General features: G+C 71.3%; 21 protein-coding genes. 13 read left to right on the top strand and 8 right to left on the bottom strand.

The window, feature by feature from the left end; genetic code table 11:
* Window positions 1-19: 19 nt before the first annotated feature.
* From OO68_RS40400 to OO68_RS40390, 3 genes are read right to left on the bottom strand one after another with little or no spacing between them, the layout of a single operon-like run.
* The gene (locus tag OO68_RS40400; protein WP_106974543.1) at window positions 20-2407 is read right to left on the bottom strand and encodes a beta-galactosidase; all 2388 of its coding nucleotides are present in this window, start codon (window positions 2405-2407) and stop codon (window positions 20-22) included.
* The gene (locus OO68_RS40395; RefSeq protein ID WP_033314480.1) at window positions 2401-4164 is read right to left on the bottom strand and encodes a glycoside hydrolase family 35 protein; all 1764 of its coding nucleotides are present in this window, start codon (window positions 4162-4164) and stop codon (window positions 2401-2403) included. Before OO68_RS40395 ends, OO68_RS40400 begins: the two co-directional genes overlap by 7 nt.
* Before the next feature lie 33 nt (window positions 4165-4197).
* Window positions 4198-5379: an MFS transporter gene (locus OO68_RS40390; protein ID WP_245237430.1), complete on the bottom strand. Its 1182-nt coding sequence runs from the start codon at window positions 5377-5379 to the stop codon at window positions 4198-4200.
* 307 nt (window positions 5380-5686) lie between these two features.
* Between OO68_RS40390 and OO68_RS48145 the strand changes: the two genes are divergently transcribed.
* Window positions 5687-6049 (top strand): SseB family protein, encoded by a 363-nt coding sequence (locus OO68_RS48145; protein ID WP_245237428.1) that lies wholly within the window; start codon window positions 5687-5689, stop codon window positions 6047-6049.
* Window positions 6050-6064: 15 nt separating this feature from the next.
* On the opposite strand, the gene OO68_RS40380 is transcribed toward OO68_RS48145, so the two are convergent.
* The 5 genes from OO68_RS40380 to OO68_RS40360 form a co-directional block, all read right to left on the bottom strand.
* On the bottom strand, window positions 6065-6490 hold the full coding sequence (locus OO68_RS40380; protein ID WP_033314479.1) for a MarR family winged helix-turn-helix transcriptional regulator: 426 nt from the start codon (window positions 6488-6490) through the stop codon (window positions 6065-6067).
* Window positions 6491-6563: 73 nt separating this feature from the next.
* Window positions 6564-7595, bottom strand: coding sequence for a LacI family DNA-binding transcriptional regulator (locus OO68_RS40375; protein WP_033314478.1), 1032 nt, complete (start codon window positions 7593-7595; stop codon window positions 6564-6566).
* Entirely contained in the window at window positions 7592-8500 is a 909-nt protein-coding gene (locus OO68_RS40370; protein WP_033314477.1) for a carbohydrate ABC transporter permease, read from the bottom strand. Before OO68_RS40370 ends, OO68_RS40375 begins: the two co-directional genes overlap by 4 nt.
* On the bottom strand, window positions 8497-9423 hold the full coding sequence (locus OO68_RS40365; protein ID WP_033314476.1) for a carbohydrate ABC transporter permease: 927 nt from the start codon (window positions 9421-9423) through the stop codon (window positions 8497-8499). Before OO68_RS40365 ends, OO68_RS40370 begins: the two co-directional genes overlap by 4 nt.
* Window positions 9420-10739 (bottom strand): ABC transporter substrate-binding protein, encoded by a 1320-nt coding sequence (locus OO68_RS40360; RefSeq protein WP_033314475.1) that lies wholly within the window; start codon window positions 10737-10739, stop codon window positions 9420-9422. The genes OO68_RS40365 and OO68_RS40360 overlap by 4 nt, the downstream gene beginning before the upstream one ends.
* 184 nt (window positions 10740-10923) lie before the next feature.
* Between OO68_RS40360 and OO68_RS40355 the strand changes: the two genes are divergently transcribed.
* From OO68_RS40355 to OO68_RS40300, 12 genes are all read left to right on the top strand, one after another.
* Entirely contained in the window at window positions 10924-12945 is a 2022-nt protein-coding gene (locus OO68_RS40355) for a beta-galactosidase (protein ID WP_033314474.1), read from the top strand.
* A gap of 109 nt (window positions 12946-13054) precedes the next feature.
* Window positions 13055-14614 (top strand): glycoside hydrolase family 53 protein, encoded by a 1560-nt coding sequence (locus tag OO68_RS40350; protein WP_033314509.1) that lies wholly within the window; start codon window positions 13055-13057, stop codon window positions 14612-14614.
* Between the two features lie 184 nt (window positions 14615-14798).
* Complete coding sequence (locus OO68_RS40345) at window positions 14799-15056, top strand: ArsR/SmtB family transcription factor (protein WP_033314473.1); 258 nt, start codon at window positions 14799-14801, stop codon at window positions 15054-15056.
* Window positions 15057-15104: 48 nt separating this feature from the next.
* Window positions 15105-16064, top strand: coding sequence for an SMP-30/gluconolactonase/LRE family protein (locus OO68_RS40340; RefSeq protein WP_033314472.1), 960 nt, complete (start codon window positions 15105-15107; stop codon window positions 16062-16064).
* A gap of 168 nt (window positions 16065-16232) precedes the next feature.
* Window positions 16233-16685 carry a fluoride efflux transporter CrcB gene (crcB, locus tag OO68_RS40335; RefSeq protein ID WP_033314471.1) on the top strand — a complete coding sequence of 151 codons (453 nt, stop codon included), beginning with the start codon at window positions 16233-16235 and terminating at the stop codon, window positions 16683-16685.
* The gene (locus OO68_RS40330) at window positions 16682-17062 is read left to right on the top strand and encodes a DUF190 domain-containing protein (RefSeq protein WP_033314470.1); all 381 of its coding nucleotides are present in this window, start codon (window positions 16682-16684) and stop codon (window positions 17060-17062) included. Before crcB (OO68_RS40335) ends, OO68_RS40330 begins: the two co-directional genes overlap by 4 nt.
* The gene (crcB, locus tag OO68_RS40325) at window positions 17059-17406 is read left to right on the top strand and encodes a fluoride efflux transporter CrcB (protein WP_033314469.1); all 348 of its coding nucleotides are present in this window, start codon (window positions 17059-17061) and stop codon (window positions 17404-17406) included. The genes OO68_RS40330 and crcB (OO68_RS40325) overlap by 4 nt, the downstream gene beginning before the upstream one ends.
* Window positions 17407-17487: 81 nt before the next feature.
* Window positions 17488-18324, top strand: a complete 837-nt coding sequence (locus OO68_RS40320; RefSeq protein ID WP_033314468.1) for an undecaprenyl-diphosphate phosphatase — start codon at window positions 17488-17490, stop codon at window positions 18322-18324.
* Between the two features lie 176 nt (window positions 18325-18500).
* Window positions 18501-19178, top strand: a complete 678-nt coding sequence (locus tag OO68_RS40315; protein WP_033314467.1) for a FadR/GntR family transcriptional regulator — start codon at window positions 18501-18503, stop codon at window positions 19176-19178.
* A complete protein-coding gene (locus OO68_RS40310) occupies window positions 19175-20617 on the top strand; it encodes an amino acid permease (RefSeq protein ID WP_033314466.1) in 1443 nt (480 codons plus the stop codon). The genes OO68_RS40315 and OO68_RS40310 overlap by 4 nt, the downstream gene beginning before the upstream one ends.
* A gap of 32 nt (window positions 20618-20649) precedes the next feature.
* Window positions 20650-21666, top strand: a complete 1017-nt coding sequence (locus OO68_RS40305) for an asparaginase (protein ID WP_033314465.1) — start codon at window positions 20650-20652, stop codon at window positions 21664-21666.
* A gap of 118 nt (window positions 21667-21784) precedes the next feature.
* The coding region (locus tag OO68_RS40300) for a lyase family protein (protein WP_033314464.1) at window positions 21785-22128 on the top strand (344 nt) is incomplete at its 3' end.

The following is a 22128-nucleotide window of genomic DNA, read 5'->3' as shown; positions in this document are numbered from 1 at the left end:
CAGCAGGCCCGGATCGCCTTCAGCCGGTCCGGACCGTCCAGCGGCGCGTGACCACCCACGCGGCGTCCCGTACCCGTGCCTCCCGCCAGGTGTCGTCCGGCTGCCCTGGAACGTGCACGGGCGCGTCCGGGGAAAGCGGCAGCACCTTCAGCCGCAGCCCCTCCGTGCGCAGTGCCCGGCCCAGCAGCCGGTCAAGACCGATGTCCCAGACCCGCCCCGACCAGAACTGGTCGGCGACCAGAGCGTCTCCCACATAGGCCCGTGCCAGGTCCCCCGTCCAGTGCAGCCGCAGCAGCACACCGGAGGGGTTCCGCAGCAGGTCCTCCGGTACGTCGACCCGGTACTCGGCGGCCGCCGCGTCCACGACCTTCTCGTCCGGCACACTCGCCCGGCCCCGCACGCCGGTCACCGGCCCGGGGGCCGGGCCGCCGGGCCTGACGGACGTGACGGTCGCGGCGGTGCCCGCCGGCGGCCCGGCCTCGACGGTGTAGCGCGTGAACACACCGTCGGGCGTCTCCCGGACACCGGCCCCGTCCACCACCAGTGCGGCATCCGGTGCCGGCAGCACCGCGAACGACGGCCCGGCGGCCTGGCTGTGCAGCCGCACCTCGCTTCGGTCTCCGTCGAAGACGACACCGTCCCCGCACAGCACAAGACGTTCGGCACCCCACGCCCGGCCGCGGTAGACCGTACGGGCCGTCGCCGCGTCCAGGACCAGCAGGCCGACGTGCGAGCCGTCGGCGGTCTCCACCTCGATCAGGGCATCGGTGCCGGGCCGCACTCCGCTGACCAGCACCCGCCCGGCGACCGGCGTGATCTCCCCGAACGGCACGGCGACGGACGCCACCGTGTCGGCGTCCAGGGCGAGTTCGGGGGCGATGCCGTCCGTCGCGGACAGCACCAGGAGCGTACGGCCGTCCGCCTCGACGGTGCACACGGGTTGCGCCGTGGCCCACTCCAGCCGCAGCCCCGCCACGTCCAGCCGGAGCGGCCAGCAGAAGTAGGCGCCGGAGGGCACGGTGACGGGAACGCTGGGCAGCGTCAGCGGGGGAGCGTGCGGGAAGTCGACCGTGAAGGCCGTGTCCGGGTGGTCCGGCAGCGGCTCGTGCGGCTGGTGGTTGGTCACGAAGAGGAAGCCCGAGGTGCCGTCGGTCCGCACGGCCCAGCGCAGGGTCTCCCGGTCGTGCTGCCCGGCCGGCGACCGCTCGGGCAGCACGGACCGCATGGGGGCGATCCGGTGCCCGAAGCAGGCCAGCAGCAGGTGCTGGAGGCGCAGTTCGTGATAGGAGGGCCGCACCTGCCCGTACTCGCCGAGCGGGGCCTGGAAGTCGTAGCTCAGGGCGGGCAGGTCGTTGGGGTAGCCGGTCGCGTGCGACTCCTGGAGGGAGGTCAGCTCGCCGGCCGGGTTCGTGCCGCCGTGGAACATGTAGTAGCCCTGCCACACCGACCCGCAGCCGATCTTGGTCAGTGCCAGCGCACCGACATCCTCCGCCTCCACCCTCGGCCGCCGGTGATAGGCCACCGCCATGCCGCCGCCCAACTCGCACGTCGCCCAGGGGAAGCGGTCCGTCGGAGCCGGGTCCGCCCCGCGGACGGACGTGGGCCGCAGGTCGGCGCCGATGCCCTCGTCGTCGCGCTCGTGGGTGAAGAAGAAGTGCTTGCGGCAGGTGTCGGGCCAGCCGCCGTCGGCCTCCGTCCAGAATGCCTCGGAATAGCCGCCGTACAGCGGGAGCAGGTCCTCGCCCGGCAGCGTGACCCCGCCCCAGGCGGTCGACGTCCACAGCGGCGCGCTCAGCCCGGCCTCCTGGGCGAGGCGCTTGAGCGTGCGCAGATGGCCCGGTCCGTCGTAGAGCTCGTTCTCGATCTGGATCGCGACGATCGGGCCGCCGTTCGCCCGTTCCAGGCCCCTGAGCTGCCCCGCGATCTCCGTGAACCAGGCGCGTACGGGCGACAGGTAGGCCGGGTCGTCGGTGCGCGGTGCGTCCGTCCGTGCCAGGACCCAGTCGGGCAGGCCGCCGTTGCGTACCTCGGCGTGGGACCAGGGGCCGATCCGGGGGATGAAATCCAGGCCGTGGCGGGCGCAGAGTCCGGCGAAGCGCCTGAGGTCGCGGTCGCCGTCGAAGCGGACGCGGTCCTCGACCTCCTCGTGGTGGATCCAGATGACGTAGGAGGCGACGGCGGTCACCCCGCCCGCCTTCATCTTCAGCAGCTCCTCGCCCCACTGCCCGTGCGGGTAGCGGGAGTAGTGGAACTCGCCGGAGACCGGGAACCAGGGGCGGCCGCCCCTGGTGATCCAGCGGCCGGTGACCTCGATCGGGTCGGGCACGCCCGGCGCGTCCGTGAAGGGCGGGTGGCCGGTCAGCGGGGGAGGGGCGGGCGGGGGCACGCGCAGGAGATGCGTCACCAGGTGTTCTCCGGGCCGAGGTCGGGGGCGTCGGTGAGCAGGGCACGGGTGGCGGTGCTGCCGTGCAGCTCCAGCAGGACGAGTTCGTTGGAGCCCGGGCGCAGCACCGGCGCGGGGACGTACAGCGTGCGCTGCGGGCCGCGGTTCCAGTAGCGGCCCAGGTGGAAGCCGTTGACCCAGGCCTGGCCCTTCGTCCAGCCGGGCAGGGCGAGGAAGGCGTCCGCCGGGGTACCGACCTCGAAGGTGCCGCGGTGGAACGCCGGCACGGTGACAGGAGTGTCGCCGGCCGGGGCGAACGGCAGCGCGTCCGGGGCCGTCGGCAGCGGGCGGCAGTCCCAGCCCGTGAGGTCCGTGCCGTTGAAGGAGACGGGTCCGAGCAGCCCCTTGGGCGCGCCGATGCGGGGGCCGTAGTTGACGCCGCCCATGTTCTCGACGAGAACCTCCAGCATCGCACCGGGACGCGGCACCCGCACGGGCAGCGACACGTCGTGGCGTTCGCTCTCCAGCACGCCGACGGGCGCGCCGTCGACGAAGACCTGGGCGCGGTCGCCCACCCCGCGAGTGAAGTGCAGCAGCCCGTCGCCGTCGGCCGGGAGGGTGGTGCGGTAGAGGGCGTAGCCGGTGCGCTGACCGAGCTCGTCCATGGTCACGGGCACGTCGGTGCGCACAACCGCGGTGAGCGAGCCGGCCAGGGGCAGGAGATCCGCCCGGCTGTCCAACTCGACCGGGGTGGGCGGGAGTTTGGGGCCCGGCGCCGGGACGGGTTCGTCCGGCACGGTGGCATGGCGGGCGATGACCTCGCGGAATGCGTGGTACTTCGGGCCCGGGTCGCCGCACTCGGTGAGGGCGGCGTCGTAGTCGTAGGACGTGACCGTGGGCGTGTAGGCGTGTTTGTGGTTGGCGCCGTTGGCGAAGCCGAAGTTGGTGCCCCCGTGGAACATGTAGATGTTGACGGAGGCCCCGGCGGACAGCAGCCGGTCCAGGTCGGCGGCGGCGTCGGCCGCGTCCCGCACATGGTGCGGACCGCCCCAGTGGTCGAACCAGCCGATCCAGAACTCGGCGCAGAACAGCGGGCCTTCGGGCCGGTGTTCGCGCAGGCGTGCCAGGGACTGCTCGATGCGGCTGCCGAAGGTCCCGGTGACCAGGACGCCGGGCATGCTTCCGGTGGCGAGGTGCTCCGGGTCGGCCTGGTCACACGTGAACAGCAGCTCCTCGACGCCGCGGGCGCGGAAGGCGTCGGCGAGGTGCTTCAGATAGGCGGAGTCGTCACCGTACGCCCCGTACTCGTTCTCCACCTGCACGCCGATGACGGGACCGCCCGCCGCGGCCAGGTGCGGCCGGAGCGCGGGCAGCAGCAGGTCGAGGTAGCGGTCGACGGCCCCGGTGAAGCGGGGGTCGCTGGTGCGCAACCGGATGTCCGGGTCGGAGGTCAGCCAGTCGGGCAGGCCACCACCGTCCCACTCGGCGCAGATGAACGGCCCCGGACGCAGCAGCACCCGCAGTCCCTCGTCCTGTGCGAGCCGGAGGAACCGGGGCAGGTCGAGGAAGCCGTCGAGGACCAGGGGGCCCTCGGGATCGGGCTGGTGGTAGTTCCAGGGGATGTACGTCTCGACCGTGTTGAGGCCCATCAGCCGCGCCTTGCGCAGCCGGTCGGACCACAGACCGGGGTGGACGCGGAAGTAGTGCAGCGCGCCGGAGATGATCCGGAACGGCTCGCCGTGCAGCAGGAATCCGTCGGACGTCGTCGTCAGGGCAGGCATGCGGAAGCTTCCCTTCGGGACAGAGGAGTGGAGTCAGCGGGCGCGGGTGGCGCGGATCAGCCAGAGCGTGGCGGCCAGGCAGAGCGCCGAGACGCCGCACAGCAGGAGCGGCACGGCGCGGACCCCGGACCACTCGATGGCCTTGCCCAGCGCCGGCCCCGCGGCGACACCGCCGACCATGGAGGCCGCGATGACCAGGGCACCGGCCCGCCGGGCCTGCGGTGCGGCGCGGTTCAGCCACGGCAGCCCGGTGGGGAAGACCGGCGCGATGAACAGACCGACCCCTGCGTACGCGTAGGGCGCGAGGGCCGGGACGGTTGCCACCAGCAGGCACACCGTCATGCCCGCGCAGGAGACGGTGATGATGGCCTGAGGGGAGAAGCGCAGCGCGAGCGGGGCGACCAGGAAGCGGCCGAAGGTCATCATCAGCCAGTACACGGAGGTGGCGGTCGCGGCGACGCCCGCGCCGTAGCCGACGGTCTCCAGATGCGTGGGCTCCCAGCCGCCCACACCGGCCTCGATGCCGACGTGCAGCACGTAGAGGACGACGAAGACGGCGATCACCGAGCCGAGGCTCCGCCCGAGCGCGCCCCCACCGGCGCCTTGCTCTCCGGCCGGGACGGGCGCCCGGCTCCGCACGCCCCTCAGGCACAGCAGCAGCGGCAGGTTGGCCAGGGCGAAGACGAGGAAGACGGCCGGGTAGTGCTCCGAGCCGACCGCGCCGATCACGGCGGGGCCGAGGATGGCGCCGATGCCGAAGTGGGCGTGGAGGATGTTGAGCATCGCGGTCGAACGGTGGCCGAAGCCCACGGCGAACAGCTGGTTGAGGCCGTAGTCGATACCGCCGAAGCCGACCCCGGCGACCAGGGCCGCCACCAGGGCGGCGGACCAGGCGGGCGCCAGCGCGAAGCCGGCCGCGCCGACGCCCATCAGCAGATACGAACCGCCGAGGATGTGCCGGTTGCCGATCCGCCCGAACAGCCGGTCGGACAGCAGCACCCCGGCCACCCCACCGACGAAGTGCGCGCTCAGCCCCAGCCCCGCGGCGGAGGGCGACAGTCCGAACTCCGCGCGGAAGGCCGGGATCGCCGGTCCGTACAAGGCCTGCAACACCCCCATGAGCACGAAGCCCGCGCAGGAGGCGACCACGGCGGTCCTGCTGAACAGCGGGCCGGGCCGGGTGGGGGAGAGACGGGCAACGCGCTCTTCGATCACGCGGACTCCGAAGGACGGGCCACCGGGTGGTGGGCGGAGGGCACAGTCGCGTACGTCAGGGACAGCGACTGATGTTACCGGTAACATCAGCCGGGTCAACAGTCCCCGGCATCCCCGGAGTCCTTCGCCGGTGTCATTCCCCGGCCCGCCGTCCCCCGGCTCGCCACGAGATCTCCCCCGAGCTCCCACGAACCCCGGAGATCCACCAGGGTTGCCCCGGTCCCGTTCGGGTACGCGAGCAGGACCGTTCCCGGGGCGGATCATGCCCGGGGCGGGCCGCACGACCGCCGCTACCAGGGAATCTGCCATGGAGACACCCGCAAACGACCCCACGCCCACGCCCGCCCAGCGGGCTCTGGACGTCCTCTCCGAGAACACCGAGGACACGGCGGCTCTGGACGCGCTCGCCAACAGCGACGTGCTCATCCCCGTGCCCGACGACGCCAACGACTCGGACGCCGCCAACCCTTCGGCGGTGGCGCTGCCGGTGCTGGAGCAGCCGGGCGGCGAACCGGTGGTGCCCGTGTTCACCTCCGAGGTGGCACGCACATCTGCCGCGTTGTCGTCGGTTGCCGACGCTCCGCGTCGACGCCCTCCTCCGCCTTGCAGCTGCACGCACCAGGCCCCGCTCACCGGCGCTGATCAGCACCGTCGATTTCCTGCGGCCTGATCCAAACGACAGGCCCTAGGAAGGCGACCTGCGCGATCCGGGCCTGGGCGGCTCCTCGCCCAGCGCCCGGATCAGTGCCGCCCGCTGCAACGGGAGCACCTCGGCGTGCAGGTCACGGCCCTTGGCCGTCAGCGCGACCCATACACCCCGGCGGTCCTCCGCGCACACCGACCGCGCCACCAGGCCGTCCTTCTCCAGCCGGGCGATCAGCCGCGACAGCGCGCTCTGGCTGAGGTGGATTCGCCCCACGAGGTTCTGCACGCGGCACTGCTCGCCCTCCTCGGGCGTCGCGGTCGCAAGCATGTCCAGCACCTCGAAGTCGGATGCGCCGAGGCCGTGCGGATGCAGCGCCCGGTCGATCTCGCACATCGTGCGCGCGTGCGCCGACAGGATGTCCCGCCACCGCTCCTCGAGCTGCCCGCCAGCCGTCTTCGCCGCCATATGGGAACGGTAACACCGGCGTAGGGTTCCATGACCGTGCATGCATACGGGCTCCCGGCCCCTGCGCACGGCCTTACGTCGACTCCCGCTTCACCAGCTCCGTCGGCAGGATCACCGCCGCCGGATCCTCGCCCCCGATCTGCGCGAGCAGCACCCGCACCATCTCGCTGCTGATGCGGTCCCAGGGCTGCCGGATCGTCGTCAGCTCGGGCCCCGCGGCCACCGCGGCCGGTGAATCGTCGAAACCGCCGACGGCCACGTCCTGCGGCACCCGCCGCCCGGCCCGGTGCAGGGCCGTGAGCACTCCTTGCGCCATGAGGTCCGAGGCGACGAACACCGCGTCGACGTCCGGCGCCCGCGCCAGCAGCCGCTCGGCGCCCGCCTCACCGCTCGCCCGGCTGTAGTCGCCGGAGACGACCAGCCGCTCGTCGAACTCCAGACCCGCCTCGGCCAGCACCTCCTTGTAACCGGCGAGGCGCTCGACACCACCGGGGGTGTCCAGCGGTCCGGTCACCGTGCCCACCCGGCGCCGCCCGAGCGACAGCAGGTGACGCACCATGTCGCGGGCGCCGTCACGGTCGTCGGCGGCCACGTAACTGACTTTGGACGCCAGCCCGATCGGCTTCCCGCACGCCACCAGCGGCACCCCCGCCTCGCGCAGCTGCTCGGCGACGGGATCACCGGAGTGGCTGGAGACCAGCAGCACCCCGTCGACGTGCCCGGCGGTGATGTACCGCGTGATGCGCCGCCGTTCGTCCTCGGTGCCCGCGAGCATCAGCAGCAGCGGGATGTCGTGCGCGGCGAGCGCCTGGGTGCAGCCGCGCAGCAGCACGTTGAAGTTGGGGTCCTCGAAGAACCTCTCCTGCGGCTCCGTGAGCAGGAAACCGATCGAGTCGGACCGGCCGGTGATCAGGGAACGGGCGTGCCGGTTGACCACGTAACCCGTTCTGCGGATGGCCGCGTTGACTGCCTCCTGGGCGGCCGGACTGACGTAGTGCCCGCCGTTGAGGACGCGTGAGACGGTACCGCGCGAGACACCGGCCTCGCGCGCCACGTCATGGATCGTGGGCGGCCTGCGCCTGCCTCCCGTAGCGTTCACGGTCACGACTTTACGGCTCCCGAGAGCAGATCCAGGCTCCAGAACCGCTGGATGACCAGGAAGAGGGCGACCAGCGGGAGCACGGCGAGCAAGGCTCCCGTGATCACCAGGGTGTACAGCGCCGGGGTGTTGGCGCCCTGCTCCAGCAACGTGAACAGGCCGAGCGTGATCGGGAACTTCTCGTCGTCGCTGAGCATGATGTACGGCAGCAGGAAGTTGTTCCAGATCGCCACGAACTGGAACAGGAACACCGTCACCATCCCGGGGATCATCATCGGCAGGGCGATCCGCGTGAAGATCCGCCACTCGCTCCCCCCGTCCATGCGCCCGGCCTCGATCACGTCGGCGGGCACCGCGGCGGCGGCGTAGATCCGCGCGAGGTAGACGCCGTACGGGAAGAGGATCTGCGGCAGCAGGACGGACAGGTACGAGTCGGTGAGGTCGGCCTTCGCCAGCAGCAGGTACTGGGGGACGGCCAGGATCACCGGCGGCATCAGCACCCCCGCGAGCAGCACGTTGAAGAGCGTCTCGCGCCCGCGGAAGCGGTAGATCGCGAGTGCGTAGCCGCTGATCGCGGACACGCACGTCGACAGCAGGGCCCCGAGGCCGGCGTACAGCGCGGAGTTGGCCATCCACTGCCAGTAGACGCCGTCGCGGTAGGCGTTGAGGTCCCGGACGTTGCCGGCGAAGCCCGTGCCCGGCAGGAACGTGAACGTGGAGAACAGCTCCCGCCCGGACTTGGTGGCCGCGATGACCACCCAGGCGACCGGGAGCAGGCAGTAGAGCGCGCCCAGCAGCAGGGTGACGGTGGGGATCAGGGCGATCCGGCGGCGCAGCGGCGGGCGGCCCTGGGCGGTGCCGGGCGTGCTGCCCGCCACCGGCTCGGTCTGGGGGACGGCGAGGGAGCTCATCGGGCGGCCTCCTGCTTCTGGCGACGGTTCGCGGCCCGCAGGAAGCCGAAGGAGAGGAGGAGCGTGGCGAAGGCGATGATCACGGCCTGCGCCGCGGCCCCGTGGATGTCACCCTCGCCGAAGGCGTCCCGGTGCACCTTCATGAGCGGGCTCCACGTCGTGGACACCGAGTTGGTGAGCGGCTTGAGGGTGGTCGGTTCGTTGAACACCTGGAGCGTCGCGATGATCGAGAAGAAGAAGGTCAGGACCAGGGAGGGCGAGACCATCGGGATCTTGATCCGCAGTGCGATCTGCAGCGGGGTGGCGCCGTCCAGCTTCGCCGCCTCGTACACCTCCGCCGGGATCGCCTGGAGCGAGGTGTAGATGACGATCATGTTGAAGCCGGTGCCGCCCCAGACCGCTATGTTCGACAGGGCCAGGAACAGCGGCCCGCCATCCAGCAGGTCCGGCTGCGGCATCCCGAGCCTGTCGAGCACGAAGTAGAAGGGGCTGACGTCCGGCAGGTAGAGGAAGCCCCACAGCAGGGCCGCCACCACACCGGGGATGGCGTACGGCAGGAAGATCGCGAGCCGGGTGACGGGCGCGAGCCGCACCTTCTCCGAGTCGAGCATCAGCGCGAACAGCAGGGCCAGGCCGAGCATGACGGGCACGACGATGCACCCGTAGCCGAGCACGCGCAGGGTGCCGTGCAGCAGTTCGCTGTCGGAGAGGGCGTCGGTGTAGTTCTCCAGGCCCGCCCAGACCTCCTTGCGGGCGCCGGAGCCGAGGCCGAGGCCCGACACCTGCACCTTGCGGAAGCTGAGCCAGACCGCGTAGCCGATGGGCAGCGCGAAGAACAGCGCGAACAAGACGGTCGCGGGGACGAGGAAGGCGTACGGGGCCCCCTTCACCCCGTACGACCGCCGGCGTGCCGTGCTTTTCACTCCGCGACCTCGAAGCCCTGCTTCTTCATGTCGGCGACGGTGTCGGCCTGCATCTCGTCCAGCGCGGCACCGAAGTCCGACTTGCTCTTCGCCGCGGCGCCGAAGGCGTCCTTGAACGTGGTGTAGGCGACGTTCACGTTCGGGCCCCAGGCGGAGGGCGCGGTGGTCTCCGCGATGTCGGCGGCCTTGGTGTAGAAGTCGGCCTGGTTGGCGAAGTAGGCCGGCGGCTTGAGGAAGGCGCCGCTGGTCTGGGCGTTGGTGGCGGCCGGATAGATGCCGCTCTCCTTCGCCAGCGCGTTCAGCGCCTCGCTGTCGGTGTTCAGCCAGGCGGCGAACTTCGCGGCGGCGGCCCGGTGTTCGGAGTCGGTGGTGACGGCGGTGGAGGAGCCGCCCCAGCTGCCGGTGCTGTTGTCGCTCGCGGACCACTGGGGGAGCGGGGCCATGGCCCACTTGCCCTTGGTGTCGGGCGCGGCCGTGGTCAGCGTGCCCGGCGCCCACACGGCGCTGACCCAGGCGATCTGCTTGCCGGTGTTGAGCGCCTTGTTCCAGGCGGGCGTGTACATCGGCTGGTTGTCGATGGCGCCCTCCTTCACGAGGCCGCCCCAGAACTTCGCGACCTTCTGGGTCGCCGCGTCGTTGATGGCGACCTTCCACCGGTCGCCGGACGTCGTCCACCACTTGGCGCCCGCCTGCTGGGCGAGGCCCGCGAAGAGGCCCGAGTCGTTGGCGGAGAAGGTGGTGAGGTCCTTCTCCGGAGCCGCCTTCTTCAGCTTGCGGGCGGTCTCGGCGAACTCGTCCCAGGTCGTCGGCACGGTCAGGCCGTACTTCTTGAACAGGTCCTCGCGGTAGTAGAACATCATCGGCCCGATGTCCTGCGGGACCGCGTAGACCGCGTCCGTGCCGAGGGTCGTCTGCTGCCAGACGCCGTCGGCGAACTTGCCCTCCGCCTCGCCGGCGTTCTTCGAGATGTCGGCGAGCGCGTCGTTGCTGACGAGCGTGGGCAGCGCCTGGTACTCCGCCTGCACCAGGTCGGGCGCCTTGCCCGCCTTGTGCGCGGTGAGGATCTTGGTGACCAGCGTGTCACCGGACGCCTGCTTCTTCACCGTGACGGTGATCCGGTCCTTCTTGCCCGGCCCCTTGTTCCAGAGGTCCACGACCTTGTCCATGCCGGGCGTCCACGTCCAGTACGTCAGCGAGGCCGGGCCCGACTCGGTGTCGCCGTCCGCGGATTGCGAGCCGCAGGCGGCGAGGGTGGTGGCGCCGAGGGCTATGGCGACGGCGGTTCTCACGAGGCGGCGGCGCTTCGTGTACGGCATGGATCTCTCCCCTGACCTGGGGCCCTCGCCTGCTGCAAGGACCTGCCACGCTTCTGTGAGCGTTCACAGTAGAGAAACATCCCGGACACTTGTCAATGGTTGTTGCTGTGCGGTTATGTTGGCCTTCGCACTGCGCTGCTGTGTGTGCACGTTCCCAAATTTTCGATCGACCGGGAGACCTTCCATGCCGGAGACCACCCCCAGGGGCCTCACCAGGCTCGCCTTCGGTGGGGACTACAACCCCGAGCAGTGGCCGGAGAGTGTCTGGCAGGAGGACGTCCGGCTGATGCGGGAGGCCGGCGTCACGATGGTGAGCGTCGGGATCTTCTCCTGGGCGCTGCTGGAGCCCTCACCCGGCCGCTACGACTTCGGCTGGCTGGACCGGCTCCTGGACCTGCTGCACGAGCACGGTATCCGCGTCGACCTCGGCACCCCCACCGTCGTCCCGCCCGTCTGGTTCTACCGGGCCCACCCAGAGGCACTGCCCGTCACGGCCGAGGGTGTGCGCTACGAGTTCGGCTCCCGCGCGGCCATCTGCCACAGCAACGCCGACTACCGCTCCGCCGCCGCGGCCATCACCACGAAGCTCGCCGAGCGCTACGGCGACCACCCGGCCCTGGCGATGTGGCACGTCCACAACGAGTACGGCGTCCCCGTCTCCGCCTGCTACTGCGCGTCGTGCGCCGCCCACTTCCGCCGCTGGCTGGCGACCACCTACGGCACGGTCGACGCGGTCAACGAGGCCTGGGGCACGGCCTTCTGGGGTCAGCGCTACGGCGGCTTCGAGGACATCAACCCGCCCCGGCTCACCCCCGCGGCCGTCAACCCCGGGCAGGCGCTGGACTACAAGCGGTTCGCCGACGCCACCATGCGCGAGAACTTCCGCATGGAGCGGGACATCCTGCACCGCCTCTCACCCGGCATCCCGGTCACCACCAACTTCATGACGGCGCTGAGCCAGTGCGACTCCGTCGACTACTGGGCCTGGGGCCGCGAGGTCGACCTCGTCACCAACGACCACTACCTGATCACCGACGGCCGCCGCACCCACGTCAATCTGGCGATGGCCGCCGACCTCACCCGCTCCGTCGCGGGTGGCGCCCCCTGGCTGCTGCTGGAACACTCCACCTCGGGCGTCAACTGGCAGCTCCGCAACCCCGCCAAGGCCCCCGGCCAGATGGCCCGCAACTCCCTCGCCCATGTGGCGCGCGGCTCCGACGGCGCCCTGTTCTTCCAGTGGCGCCAGTCCCGGCGCGGCGCCGAGAAGTTCCACTCGGCGATGGTCCCGCACGGCGGCACCGGCACCCGCGTATGGCGCGAGGTCGTCGAACTCGGCGCGCACATCGAGGCGTTGAGCGAAGTCCGTGGCACCCGCACCGAGGCAGACGTGGCCGTGCTCTGGGACTGGCACTCGTGGTGGGCGCAGACCCTCGACTGGCGCCCCAGCGTCGACCACGACGCCCGCGAACGCGCCGACGCCTTCTACGAGGCCCTCTACGACCGCCACCTCACCGTCGACTTCGCCCATCCGGAAGCCGACTTGTCGAGGTATCCCCTTGTCGTCGTACCGGCTCTGTACCTGATGACGGAGGCGGCCGGGCGCAACCTTAAGGCGTACGTCGAGCAGGGCGGCACGCTGGTCGTCTCCTACTTCTCCGGCATCGTCGATCAGCACGACGCCGTCCACGAGGGCGCCTACCCGGGCCCGCTGCGGGACGTCCTCGGCCTCACCGTCGAGGAGTTCTCCCCGCTGCTGCCCGGCGAACGGGTGCGTGTCACCGGCCTCGACGCAACCGACCTCTCCGCCGACGTGTGGACAGAGTTCGTCGTGCCGCGCGGCGCCGAGACCGTCTCGGCCTACGCCGACGGCCTGGCCGCCGGTCTGCCCGCCGTCACCCGGCACCGCCTCGGCGAGGGCACCGCCTGGTACGTCTCCACCCGGCTCGGCGCCGACGGCCTCGACGCGCTGCTCGGCCGGGCGGGCGAGGACGCCGGGCTCGCCCCGCGAGCCGACCTGCCCCGGGACGTCGAGGTGGTCCGCCGCACCGGCGCGACGGGCACCTACCTCTTCACCGTCAACCACACCGGCTCCGACGCCAAGGTGCCGTTGGAGGCCCCCGGCACCGAGCTGCTGACCGGTGACCGCGCCGCCGGCCGCCTCGTGGTCCCGGCCGGAGCCGTCCGGGTCGTGCGGCTCGACGGCTGAACCGACTCCCTCCGCCCGCGCGAGCCACGAGCCGCGGGCGGAGGGCCTGCTCCTCACTCACCTCCTGGTGAGGCCCCCCACCCCCACGTCGAAGGGACGACGGACGACGATGTTCCATCCCAGACGCACCCTCAGGGCCCTGCTGCTCCCGCTCGCCGCGGGCCTCGCCCTCACCGCCCTGCCCGCCGGCCCGGCCCACGCCGCGAGCACGCTGACCAACGGCGGCTTCGAAGCCGACGGAGCGGGCGCCGCGACCCCGAGCGGCTGGTCCGAGTACGGCGACACCGGCGCCTCGTTCACCGAGTCCGGCGGCCACGGCGGCAGCAACCGCCTCAGCCACTGGTCCTCCTCGGCCTACAAGGTGGAGACGTACCAGTACCTGTCCGGGCTCGCCAACGGGAACTACAAGCTCACCGCCTGGGTGCGTTCCGGCGGCGGGCAGAAGTCCGCGTACCTGGCGCTGAAGAACTGCGGCGGCTCCGAACAGCGCACCGACCTGCCGGTCTCCGCCAGTGGGTGGCTCCGGATCGTCGTGCCGGTCACGGTGACCGGCAACCAGTGCACGATCAGCGTCAACAGTGACGCCAACCCGGGCAACTGGATCAATGTCGACGACCTGACCTTCACGTCCGGCACGACCGGTACGTCGGTCAAGGGCGCCGACATCTCCTCGCTGGCCAAGAGCGAGGCCAGGGGCGGCGTCTACCGCAACGGCTCGGGCACCGCCACCGACCCCCTGTCCGTCCTCAAGTCCTCCGGCATGAACTACGCCCGCCTCAAGGTCTGGGTGAACCCGGCCGACGGCTACAACAACAAGGCCCGCGTCCTGGCCACGGCCAAGCGCGTCAAGGCCCAGGGCATGAAGCTGCTGGTCGACTTCCACTACTCGGACTTCTGGGCCGACCCTGGACGCCAGGACAAGCCCGCCGCCTGGGCAGGCCACTCCTACGGTCAGCTGAAGACGGACGTGTACAACCACACGTACGACGTGCTGAACGCCTTGAAGGCGCAGGGCACCACCGCCGACATGGTCCAGGTCGGCAACGAGATCAACGGCGGCATGCTGTGGAACGAGGGATCCACCTCCAACTGGACGCAGCTGGCCGGTCTGCTCAACTCCGGCTACGACGCGGTCAAGGCGGTCAGCCCGTCCACCACCGTGGCGCTGCACCTCGCCGAGGGCGGTGACCTGGAGGGCACCCGCTGGTGGTTCGACAGCGCGCGCTCCAACGGCGTCAGGTTCGACGCGATCGGCCTGTCGTTCTACGGCTACTGGCACGGCACCCTGGCCGACTTCCAGACCACCCTCGACGACGCGGCCGCGCGCTACGGCAAGCCGGTCTTCGTCGCCGAGACCGCCTACCCGTTCCGCCTCGACAGCGAGGACGCCCACGAGAACATCATCGACACCAGCGCCGAACTGGTCCCCGGCTACCCGGCGAGCGTGACCGGCCAGACCCGGTGGATGAACGACATGATGAGCATCGTGGAGGCCGTCCCGAACGGCCGTGGCCTGGGCATCTTCTACTGGGAGGCGACCTGGACCGCGGTGAACGGCAACGGCTGGGACCCGACCGACGCGGCCTCCGGCAACGCCTGGGAGAACCAGGCGCTGTTCGGCTACGACGACCGGGCGCTCTCGTCGATGTCCTGGTTCCGGCACCGCTGAGCGCGCGGGGGAGGGGCCCGGCTTCCGGGCCCCTCCCCCCCTGCCGCGTGTCTGCCCGAACTCCGTTCTGCCGTGCGGCAGTTCGGTATCGGTCAACGATGCCGAACCCCGGACGCGGCGGCGTCGACTGCGAGACAGTGGGAAGACGCGGTGAGAGGGCGAAGCCGCGAGGCAGGGGCACGACATGCTGAGGACTCCCACGGACGAGACGCGGCTCCGCATCCTGGCCTGGCTGAAGGAACCCCGGGCCGCGGCGGACGGTGTCACCGCGGACGCCGTCGCCGAGCGGTTCTCGCTGCCCCGCCCGGTCGCCGTCACCCATCTCCGGCTGCTGGAGGCCACCGGCATGGTGCGCACCAGCAGGTCCGCCGGCCGCGTGCGCTACCACCGCGACGACATGCGGATCGCGGAGGTCGCCCGGATGTTTGAGAAGGGCTGGTAGGCGACCCGTACAGCGAAATCGCCCCCGACGATGAAGGACACGCGCGCGATGGACCGCCCCACGGCACTCGTCCCACGCCACTACGTCGAGGTGGGCCCCGGCCCCGAGGACGTGGTCGCCGACCCGCGCGGCCGGGTCCTCACCGGCGTGGCGGACGGCCGCATCCTGCGGCTCGACGCCCTCGCCGACCCGGTCGCGGCCCGCGTCGAGGTGATCGCCGAGACAGGTGGCAGGCCACTCGGGCTCGAACTCCTCCCGGACGGCGACCTGCTGGTGTGTGACGCCGAGCGCGGCCTGCTGCGCGTCGGCACCGGCGACGGCACGGTCCGGATCCTCGCCGACTCGCTGGCGGGGGAGCCGCTGCGCTTCTGCAGCAACGCCGTCTCCCTCTCCGACGGCAGCGTCTACTTCACCGTCTCCAGCCGCCGGTACCCGCTGGAGCACTGGATCGGCGACATCGTCGAACACACCGGAACGGGACGGCTGCTGCGGCTCGCCCCCGGCGCCGACGCGCCCGAGGTGGTGCTGGACGGGCTGCAGTTCGCCAACGGGCTCGCCGTCGGCGCGGACGAGTCGTTCCTCGTCGTCGCCGAGACCGGCGCCTGCCGTCTCCTGCGCCACTGGCTCACCGGGCCGAAGCCAGGTCGGAGCGAGCCCTTCGCCGAGAATCTCCCGGGCATGCCCGACAACCTCTGGCGCGCGGGGCCCGGCGGACCGGTCTGGGTAGCCCTCGCCGGGCCCCGCGTCCCGGCCCTCGACCTGCTCCACCGCGGCGCGCCCGGCGTCCGTGCCGCCGCCGCGCGTCTGGCCGTGCACGCGCCCTTCCGCCCCACGGGCACGGTCGGCGTCATGGCCTTCGACGACCAGGGCCGCGTCGTCCACCACCTGGCCCGCCGTCACTCCGGCTACCGCATGGCCACCAGCGTGTGCGAAGCGGCCGGGCACCTCGTCCTGGGCAGCGTCCGGGAACGGGGCGTGGCGGTCTGCGCGGCACCCGCTCCGAGGTGACCCCGCTCCGCTGCCGGGGTTAACCTGAACGCGGCCGCGGGCATCCACCGCGGCGCGGCGGTGGGGCCCGCCGTACCCGAACCGCGGCAGTGACGCCGCCAACGGTCCCTACTTGCGACGGCACGCGCCCGCACGACCCGGGCCCCGGCGAGTAGGAGACGTACCACCATGACAACCCCCGAAGAGCGCCTCCGCCCTCCGGTCCGGCGTCCGCCCTCCTGGCGCGCCCAGGCGCTCGTCGTCGCGGTCGTGTCGCTCGGCGGAGCGGTGGGCGCGACCGCCCGCTACGCGGCCTCCCTCTGGTGGACCACGCCCCCGAAGGGCTTCCCCTGGACGACCCTCTGGGTCAATATCGCCGGCTGCGCCGTGATCGGCGTGTTCATGGTGGTCATCACCGAGATCCGGCCCGCCCACCCCCTCGTCCGCCCCTTCTTCGGCACCGGCGTCCTGGGCGGCTTCACCACCTTCTCGACCTACGCCGTCGACATCCGCAGACTCCTCGACGACGGCCGGCCCGGCACCGGTCTGGCCTACCTCGCCGCGACCCCGCTCGCGGCGCTCACAGCGGTGTGGCTCGCGGCCGGGACGACCCGCCGCGTCCTGAAAGGGAGGCAGCCATGACGGGACTCACCGGCAGCGCCCTGCGCCTGACCGTCCTCATCGGCGAGAGTGACACCTGGCACCACAGGCCCCTCTACTCCGAGATCGTCCACCGGGCCCACGCGGCGGGCCTCGCGGGTGCCAGCGTCTTCCGCGGCATCGAGGGCTTCGGTGCGTCCTCGCTCATTCACACCTCGCGGCTGCTGTCCCTGAGCGAGGACCTGCCGATCGCGGTCTTGATCGTCGACACCGCGCCACGCGTCCGCGCGTTCCTCCCGCAACTCGACGACATCGTCGCCGAGGGGCTCGTCACCCTGGAGGACTGTGAGGTGATCCGGTACGCCGGACGCGGGGACGATCCCGGCACAGCGGACACGAAGGGTAAGAGGTCGTTGTGAACTGGCTGCTGGTCGTCTGCGGTGCGATGGTCGGCGCCCCGCTGCGCTACCTCACCGACCGGGCGGTCCAGGCCCGGCACGATTCCGTCTTCCCCTGGGGCACCTTCACGGTGAACGTGACCGGCTGCCTGGTCCTCGGCCTGCTCACCGGAGCCGCCACCCACCTTCAACTGCTGCTGGGCACCGGCCTGTGCGGGGCCCTGACGACGTACTCGACGTTCTCCTACGAGACGCTGCGGCTGGCGGAGACCGGGGCGCGTCTCCAGGCCGCCCTCAACGTCGCGGTCAGCGTGACGGCCGGCCTGGCCGCGGCCTTCGCGGGGGCGGCTCTGGCGGGTAGGTGAGACGCGTCCGTGAGATCCGCTCTCGTCCGGGTGTAGTAAGACGGTCCCCTCCGCTCCAGCCCCCGAGCAGAACTGGATCCCATGAGCGTCATCAGCGTCGGTCAGGCCGTCGTCCTCGGAGCCGTCGAGGGGGTGACCGAGTTCCTGCCCGTCTCCTCGACCGGTCATTTGAAGATCGTCGAGGGGTTGATGGGCATCCCCGTCGACGACACCGCCGTGGTCGCGTTCTCGGCGGTCATCCAGGTGGGCGCGATCGCCGCGGTGCTCGTGTACTTCTTCAAGGACATCGTGCGGATCGTCTCCGCCTGGGGGAGGGGCCTGCGGGACCGCGAGGAGCGGTACCACCATGACTATCAATTCGCCTGGTGGGTCATCTGCGCGACGATCCCGATCGTCGCCGTCGGACTCGCCGCCAAGCCGCTCATCGAGGGCCCGCTCGCCTCGCTGTGGGTGGTCGCCGGGTCGCTGATCGTCGGCAGCGGCGTGATGTGGGCGGCGGACCAGATGGGCCGGCACAAGCGGGGCGAGGACGACACCTCTTTCAAGGACGCGATGCTGGTCGGCAGCTCCCAGATCCTCGCCCTGCTCTTCCCCGGCTTCTCGCGCTCCGGCGCCACCATGTCCACCGCGCTGATCCTCGACCTGGACCGCGTGGCCGCCACCCGGCTCTCCTTCTTCCTCGGCATCCCCGCGCTCACCGGTGCCGGACTCTACGAGCTCAAGGACGCCCTGGGCACGGGGGTGGGCGCGGCCCCGCTGGCCGCGGGCACGGTCGTGTCGTTCGTCGTGGCGTACGCCTCCATCGCGTGGTTGTTGAAGTTCGTCGCCAAGCACTCGTTCAACGCGTTCGTGATCTACCGGGTGGTGGTGGGAGGGCTGCTGTTCGGGCTGCTCGGGGCGGGTGTGCTCAGCAGCTGAGTGTTCTGCCGGGGGCGCCGTCGTTCGTCTGCGGCGCCTTCGTGGCCGGTCGCGCAGTTCCCCGCGCCCCTTTGGGGCGCCCCCCTTGACACGCGCATCCGGTCGCCCGGAGTATCTCTCCCGTGAACCTGTCAGACAGCCGGACAGCCGGACAGCCCGTGCGACGCGTCAGTGCCATGGAAGCGGTGCTGGCGCACCTGCGCGGTGCCATCGAACGGGGCGAGTACGCCATCGGCGACAAGCTCCCCTCCGAGGCGGAGCTGTGCCGGGCCCTGGAGGTCTCCCGGCCGGTGCTGCGCGAGGCGCTGCGGGCGCTGCAGACCATGGGCCTGACCGTGTCCAGGACCGGCAAGGGCACCTTCGTCGTGGCCAGCACCGTCGAGGACCCCACCTTCGGCGACTACGCGGCCAGCGACCTGCTGGAGGTGCGCCGCCACGTCGAGATCCCGGTCGCCGGGTACGCGGCCCGGCGCCGCACCCCGGAGAACCTCGACCACCTGGCCCACCTCCTGGACCGGATGGAGCGGGAGACGGACACCACCGCCTGGGTCGCCATGGACACGCTGTTCCACCTCGCCGTCGCCGAGGCGGCCCAGAACCCGGTCTTCCGCCGGGTCATCGAGGAGATCCGGGACGCGCTGGCCCGCCAGTCCGCCTTCCTCAACGAGCTGGGCGGCCGCCGCGAGCAGTCCAACCGCGAGCACCGGGCGATCGTCGAGGCACTGACCGACGGTTCCGAACACGACGCGGTGGAGGCCATGGCCCACCACCTCGACCGCGTCGAGACCACCCTCACCGACATCGTGCGCCCCTCGCGCACGGACACCTCCACGGAAGGCGGAACCGAGGCGTGAGCGAGCAGTCCCTGCACGATGATGTGCAGAAACGTTCCACCCATGTCGATGCCGGAGACGCGGGCTACAGCAAGTCCCTGAAGTCCCGGCACGTCAACATGATCGCCATCGGCGGAGCCATCGGCACCGGCCTCTTCCTCGGCGCCGGCGGCCGCCTCGCCGACGCCGGCCCGTCCCTCTTCATCGCCTACGCGGTCTGCGGCCTCTTCGCCTTCCTCGTCGTGCGCGCCCTCGGCGAACTGGTGCTGTACCGGCCCTCCTCCGGTGCCTTCGTCTCCTACGCCCGTGAGTTCATGGGGGAGAAGGGCGCCTACACCGCCGGCTGGATGTACTTCCTCAACTGGGCGACCACCGGCATCGCCGACATCACCGCCGTCGCCACTTACACCCACTACTGGGGCATGTTCTCCGACATCCCGCAGTGGGTCATCGCACTGATCGCACTGGCCGTGGTGCTCACCGTGAACCTGATCTCGGTGAAGATCTTCGGCGAGCTGGAATTCTGGTTCGCGATCGTCAAGGTCGGCGCGCTCGTCGTCTTCATGTGCATCGGCATCTTTCTGCTGGTCACCCAGCACCCCGTCGACGGCCACACCCCCGGCCCGTCCCTCATAGGCGACAGCGGCGGCATCTTCCCGCACGGCCTGCTGCCCATGCTGCTGATCATCCAGGGCGTCGTCTTCGCCTATGCCTCCGTCGAACTGGTCGGCGTCGCGGCCGGAGAGACCGAGAACCCCGAGAAGATCATGCCGAAGGCGATCAACTCGATCATGTGGCGCGTCGGCGTCTTCTACGTCGGCTCGGTCGTGCTGCTGTCGATGCTGCTGCCATGGAACAAGTACACGGCGGGGGAGAGTCCCTTCGTCACCGTGCTGTCCAACATCGGCGTCCCGGCCGCCGGCGGCGTGATGAACCTCGTCGTGCTCACCGCCGCCATGTCCTCCCTCAACTCCGGCCTGTACTCCACCGGCCGCATCCTGCGCTCCATGGCCATGGCAGGATCCGCGCCGAAGTTCACCTCCGTGATGAGCCGCAGCCAGGTCCCCTACGGCGGCATCCTGCTCACCAGCGGCATCTGCGTGCTCGGCGTCGGCCTCAACTTCGTCGTCCCCGCCGAGGCGTTCGAGATCGTGCTGAACTTCGCCGCGATCGGAATCCTCGCCACCTGGGGCATGATCATGATCTGTCACCTCCTCTTCTGGCAGAAGACCCAGAGGGGCGAGCTGACCCGCCCGGGCTACCGGCTGCCGGGCTCCCCCTGGACCGAAGTCGTGACGCTGGCGTTCCTCGCCTCCGTCCTGGTCCTCATGTACGCCGACGGCGGCGCGGGACGCACCACCGTGCTGTGCCTGCCGCTGATCGTCGGGGCACTGGTCGCCGGATGGTTCGCCATCCGCGGCCGGATCGCGCGCAAGTCCACCACCGGAGCCGGCGCGTGAGGAACGCGCCGCTCCCAGAGAAGCAGGCAGTGATGTTCAGCAGTTCCCTCGCGGACGCACCCCTTGTCCGTGAACCCGTCCACGCCCCCGTCGCCCACCTCATCCGCGGCGGAATCGTCGAAGGCATCCACTACGGCTCCGTCGTCGTCCTCGACGCCGACGGAAGGGTCGCGCTCCAGATCGGAGACATCGAGGCCGCCTTCTACCCCCGTTCGGCGATCAAGCCCGTCCAGGCCGTGGCCATGGCCCGGGCGGGCCTGCCGCTCGACGGCGAACTCCTGTCCCTGACGGCGGCCAGCCACTCCGGCGAGGAACGCCACCTCGCCGGTGCCCGGCGCATCCTCGACCTCGCCGGGCTCACCGAGGACCATCTGCGCAACGTCACGGACATGCCGTTCGACCCCGTCGTCCGGGACGCCTGGGTGCGCGAGGGCCGGCTGCCCTCACGGCTCGCGCAGAACTGCTCCGGCAAGCACGCCGCCATGCTCTACACCTGCATGCTCAACGGCTGGCCCCTGGAGAACTACCTCGACCCCGGGCACCCGCTCCAGCAGGCGATCGCCGAGATCGTCGAGGACCTCACCGGGCAGCGCATCGCCCGGGTCACCGTCGATGGCTGCGGCGCCCCCCTGTTCTCCGTCTCCCTGCACGGCCTCGCCCGCGCCACCGCCCGGATCGTCACGGCCGCGCCGGGGACGCCGGAGGCGCGGGTCGCCGACGCGATGCGGGAGCACGCGGAGATGGCCTCCGGCTCCGGGCGGGACGTCGCCGCGCTGATGCGGGCCGTGCCGGGGCTGCTGTCCAAGGACGGCTTCGAGGGCGTGCAGGTCGCTGCGCTGGCCGATGGGCGGGCCGTTGCGGTGAAGATCGCGGACGGGGCGAACCGGGCGCGGGTTCCCGTGACCGCCGCCGCGCTGGCCCGGGCCGGTGTCGACCCGGGGCTGCTCGCCGAGTTCGCGGGTGAGCCGCTGCTCGGTGGAGGGCGGGAGGTCGGGCGGGTGCGGCCCGTGCGTTCGCTGGAGCCGCTTGCCGCTGCTGACCGCGCCTGACGAAGTGCCGGGTTCTCCCTTCCGGCGGCCGCGGGTCCCCTGTGGCTGATCGCGCAGTTCCCCGCGCCCTTTCAGGGGCGCTTCCCCCCTGTACCTCAGAAAGAAGACCCTCACCCTCATGACGACCGCCGCCACCCGTTCCGAGCACGATCTGCTCGGCGACCGTGACGTTCCCGCCGATGCCTACTGGGGTGTGCACACCCTGCGGGCCACGGAGAACTTCCCGATCACCGGTACGCCGATCTCCGCGTACCCGCATCTGATCGATGCCCTTGCTGCGGTCAAGGAGGCCGCCGCCCTCGCCAACGAGGAACTCGGCCTGCTGGACCCCAAGAAGGCGGCCGCCATCGTCGAGGCCTGCCAGGAGATCCGGGACGGCAAGCTGCACGACCAGTTCGTCGTGGACGTCGTCCAGGGCGGTGCCGGCACCTCGACCAACATGAACGCCAACGAGGTCGTGGC

Origin of the sequence: Streptomyces iakyrus, from assembly GCF_000717055.1 — a bacterium.
GTDB classification, from domain to species: domain Bacteria; phylum Actinomycetota; class Actinomycetes; order Streptomycetales; family Streptomycetaceae; genus Streptomyces; species Streptomyces iakyrus.
The sequence above is the reverse complement of the archived record's forward strand: the minus strand, read 5'-3'. Positions and strand labels throughout refer to the sequence as shown.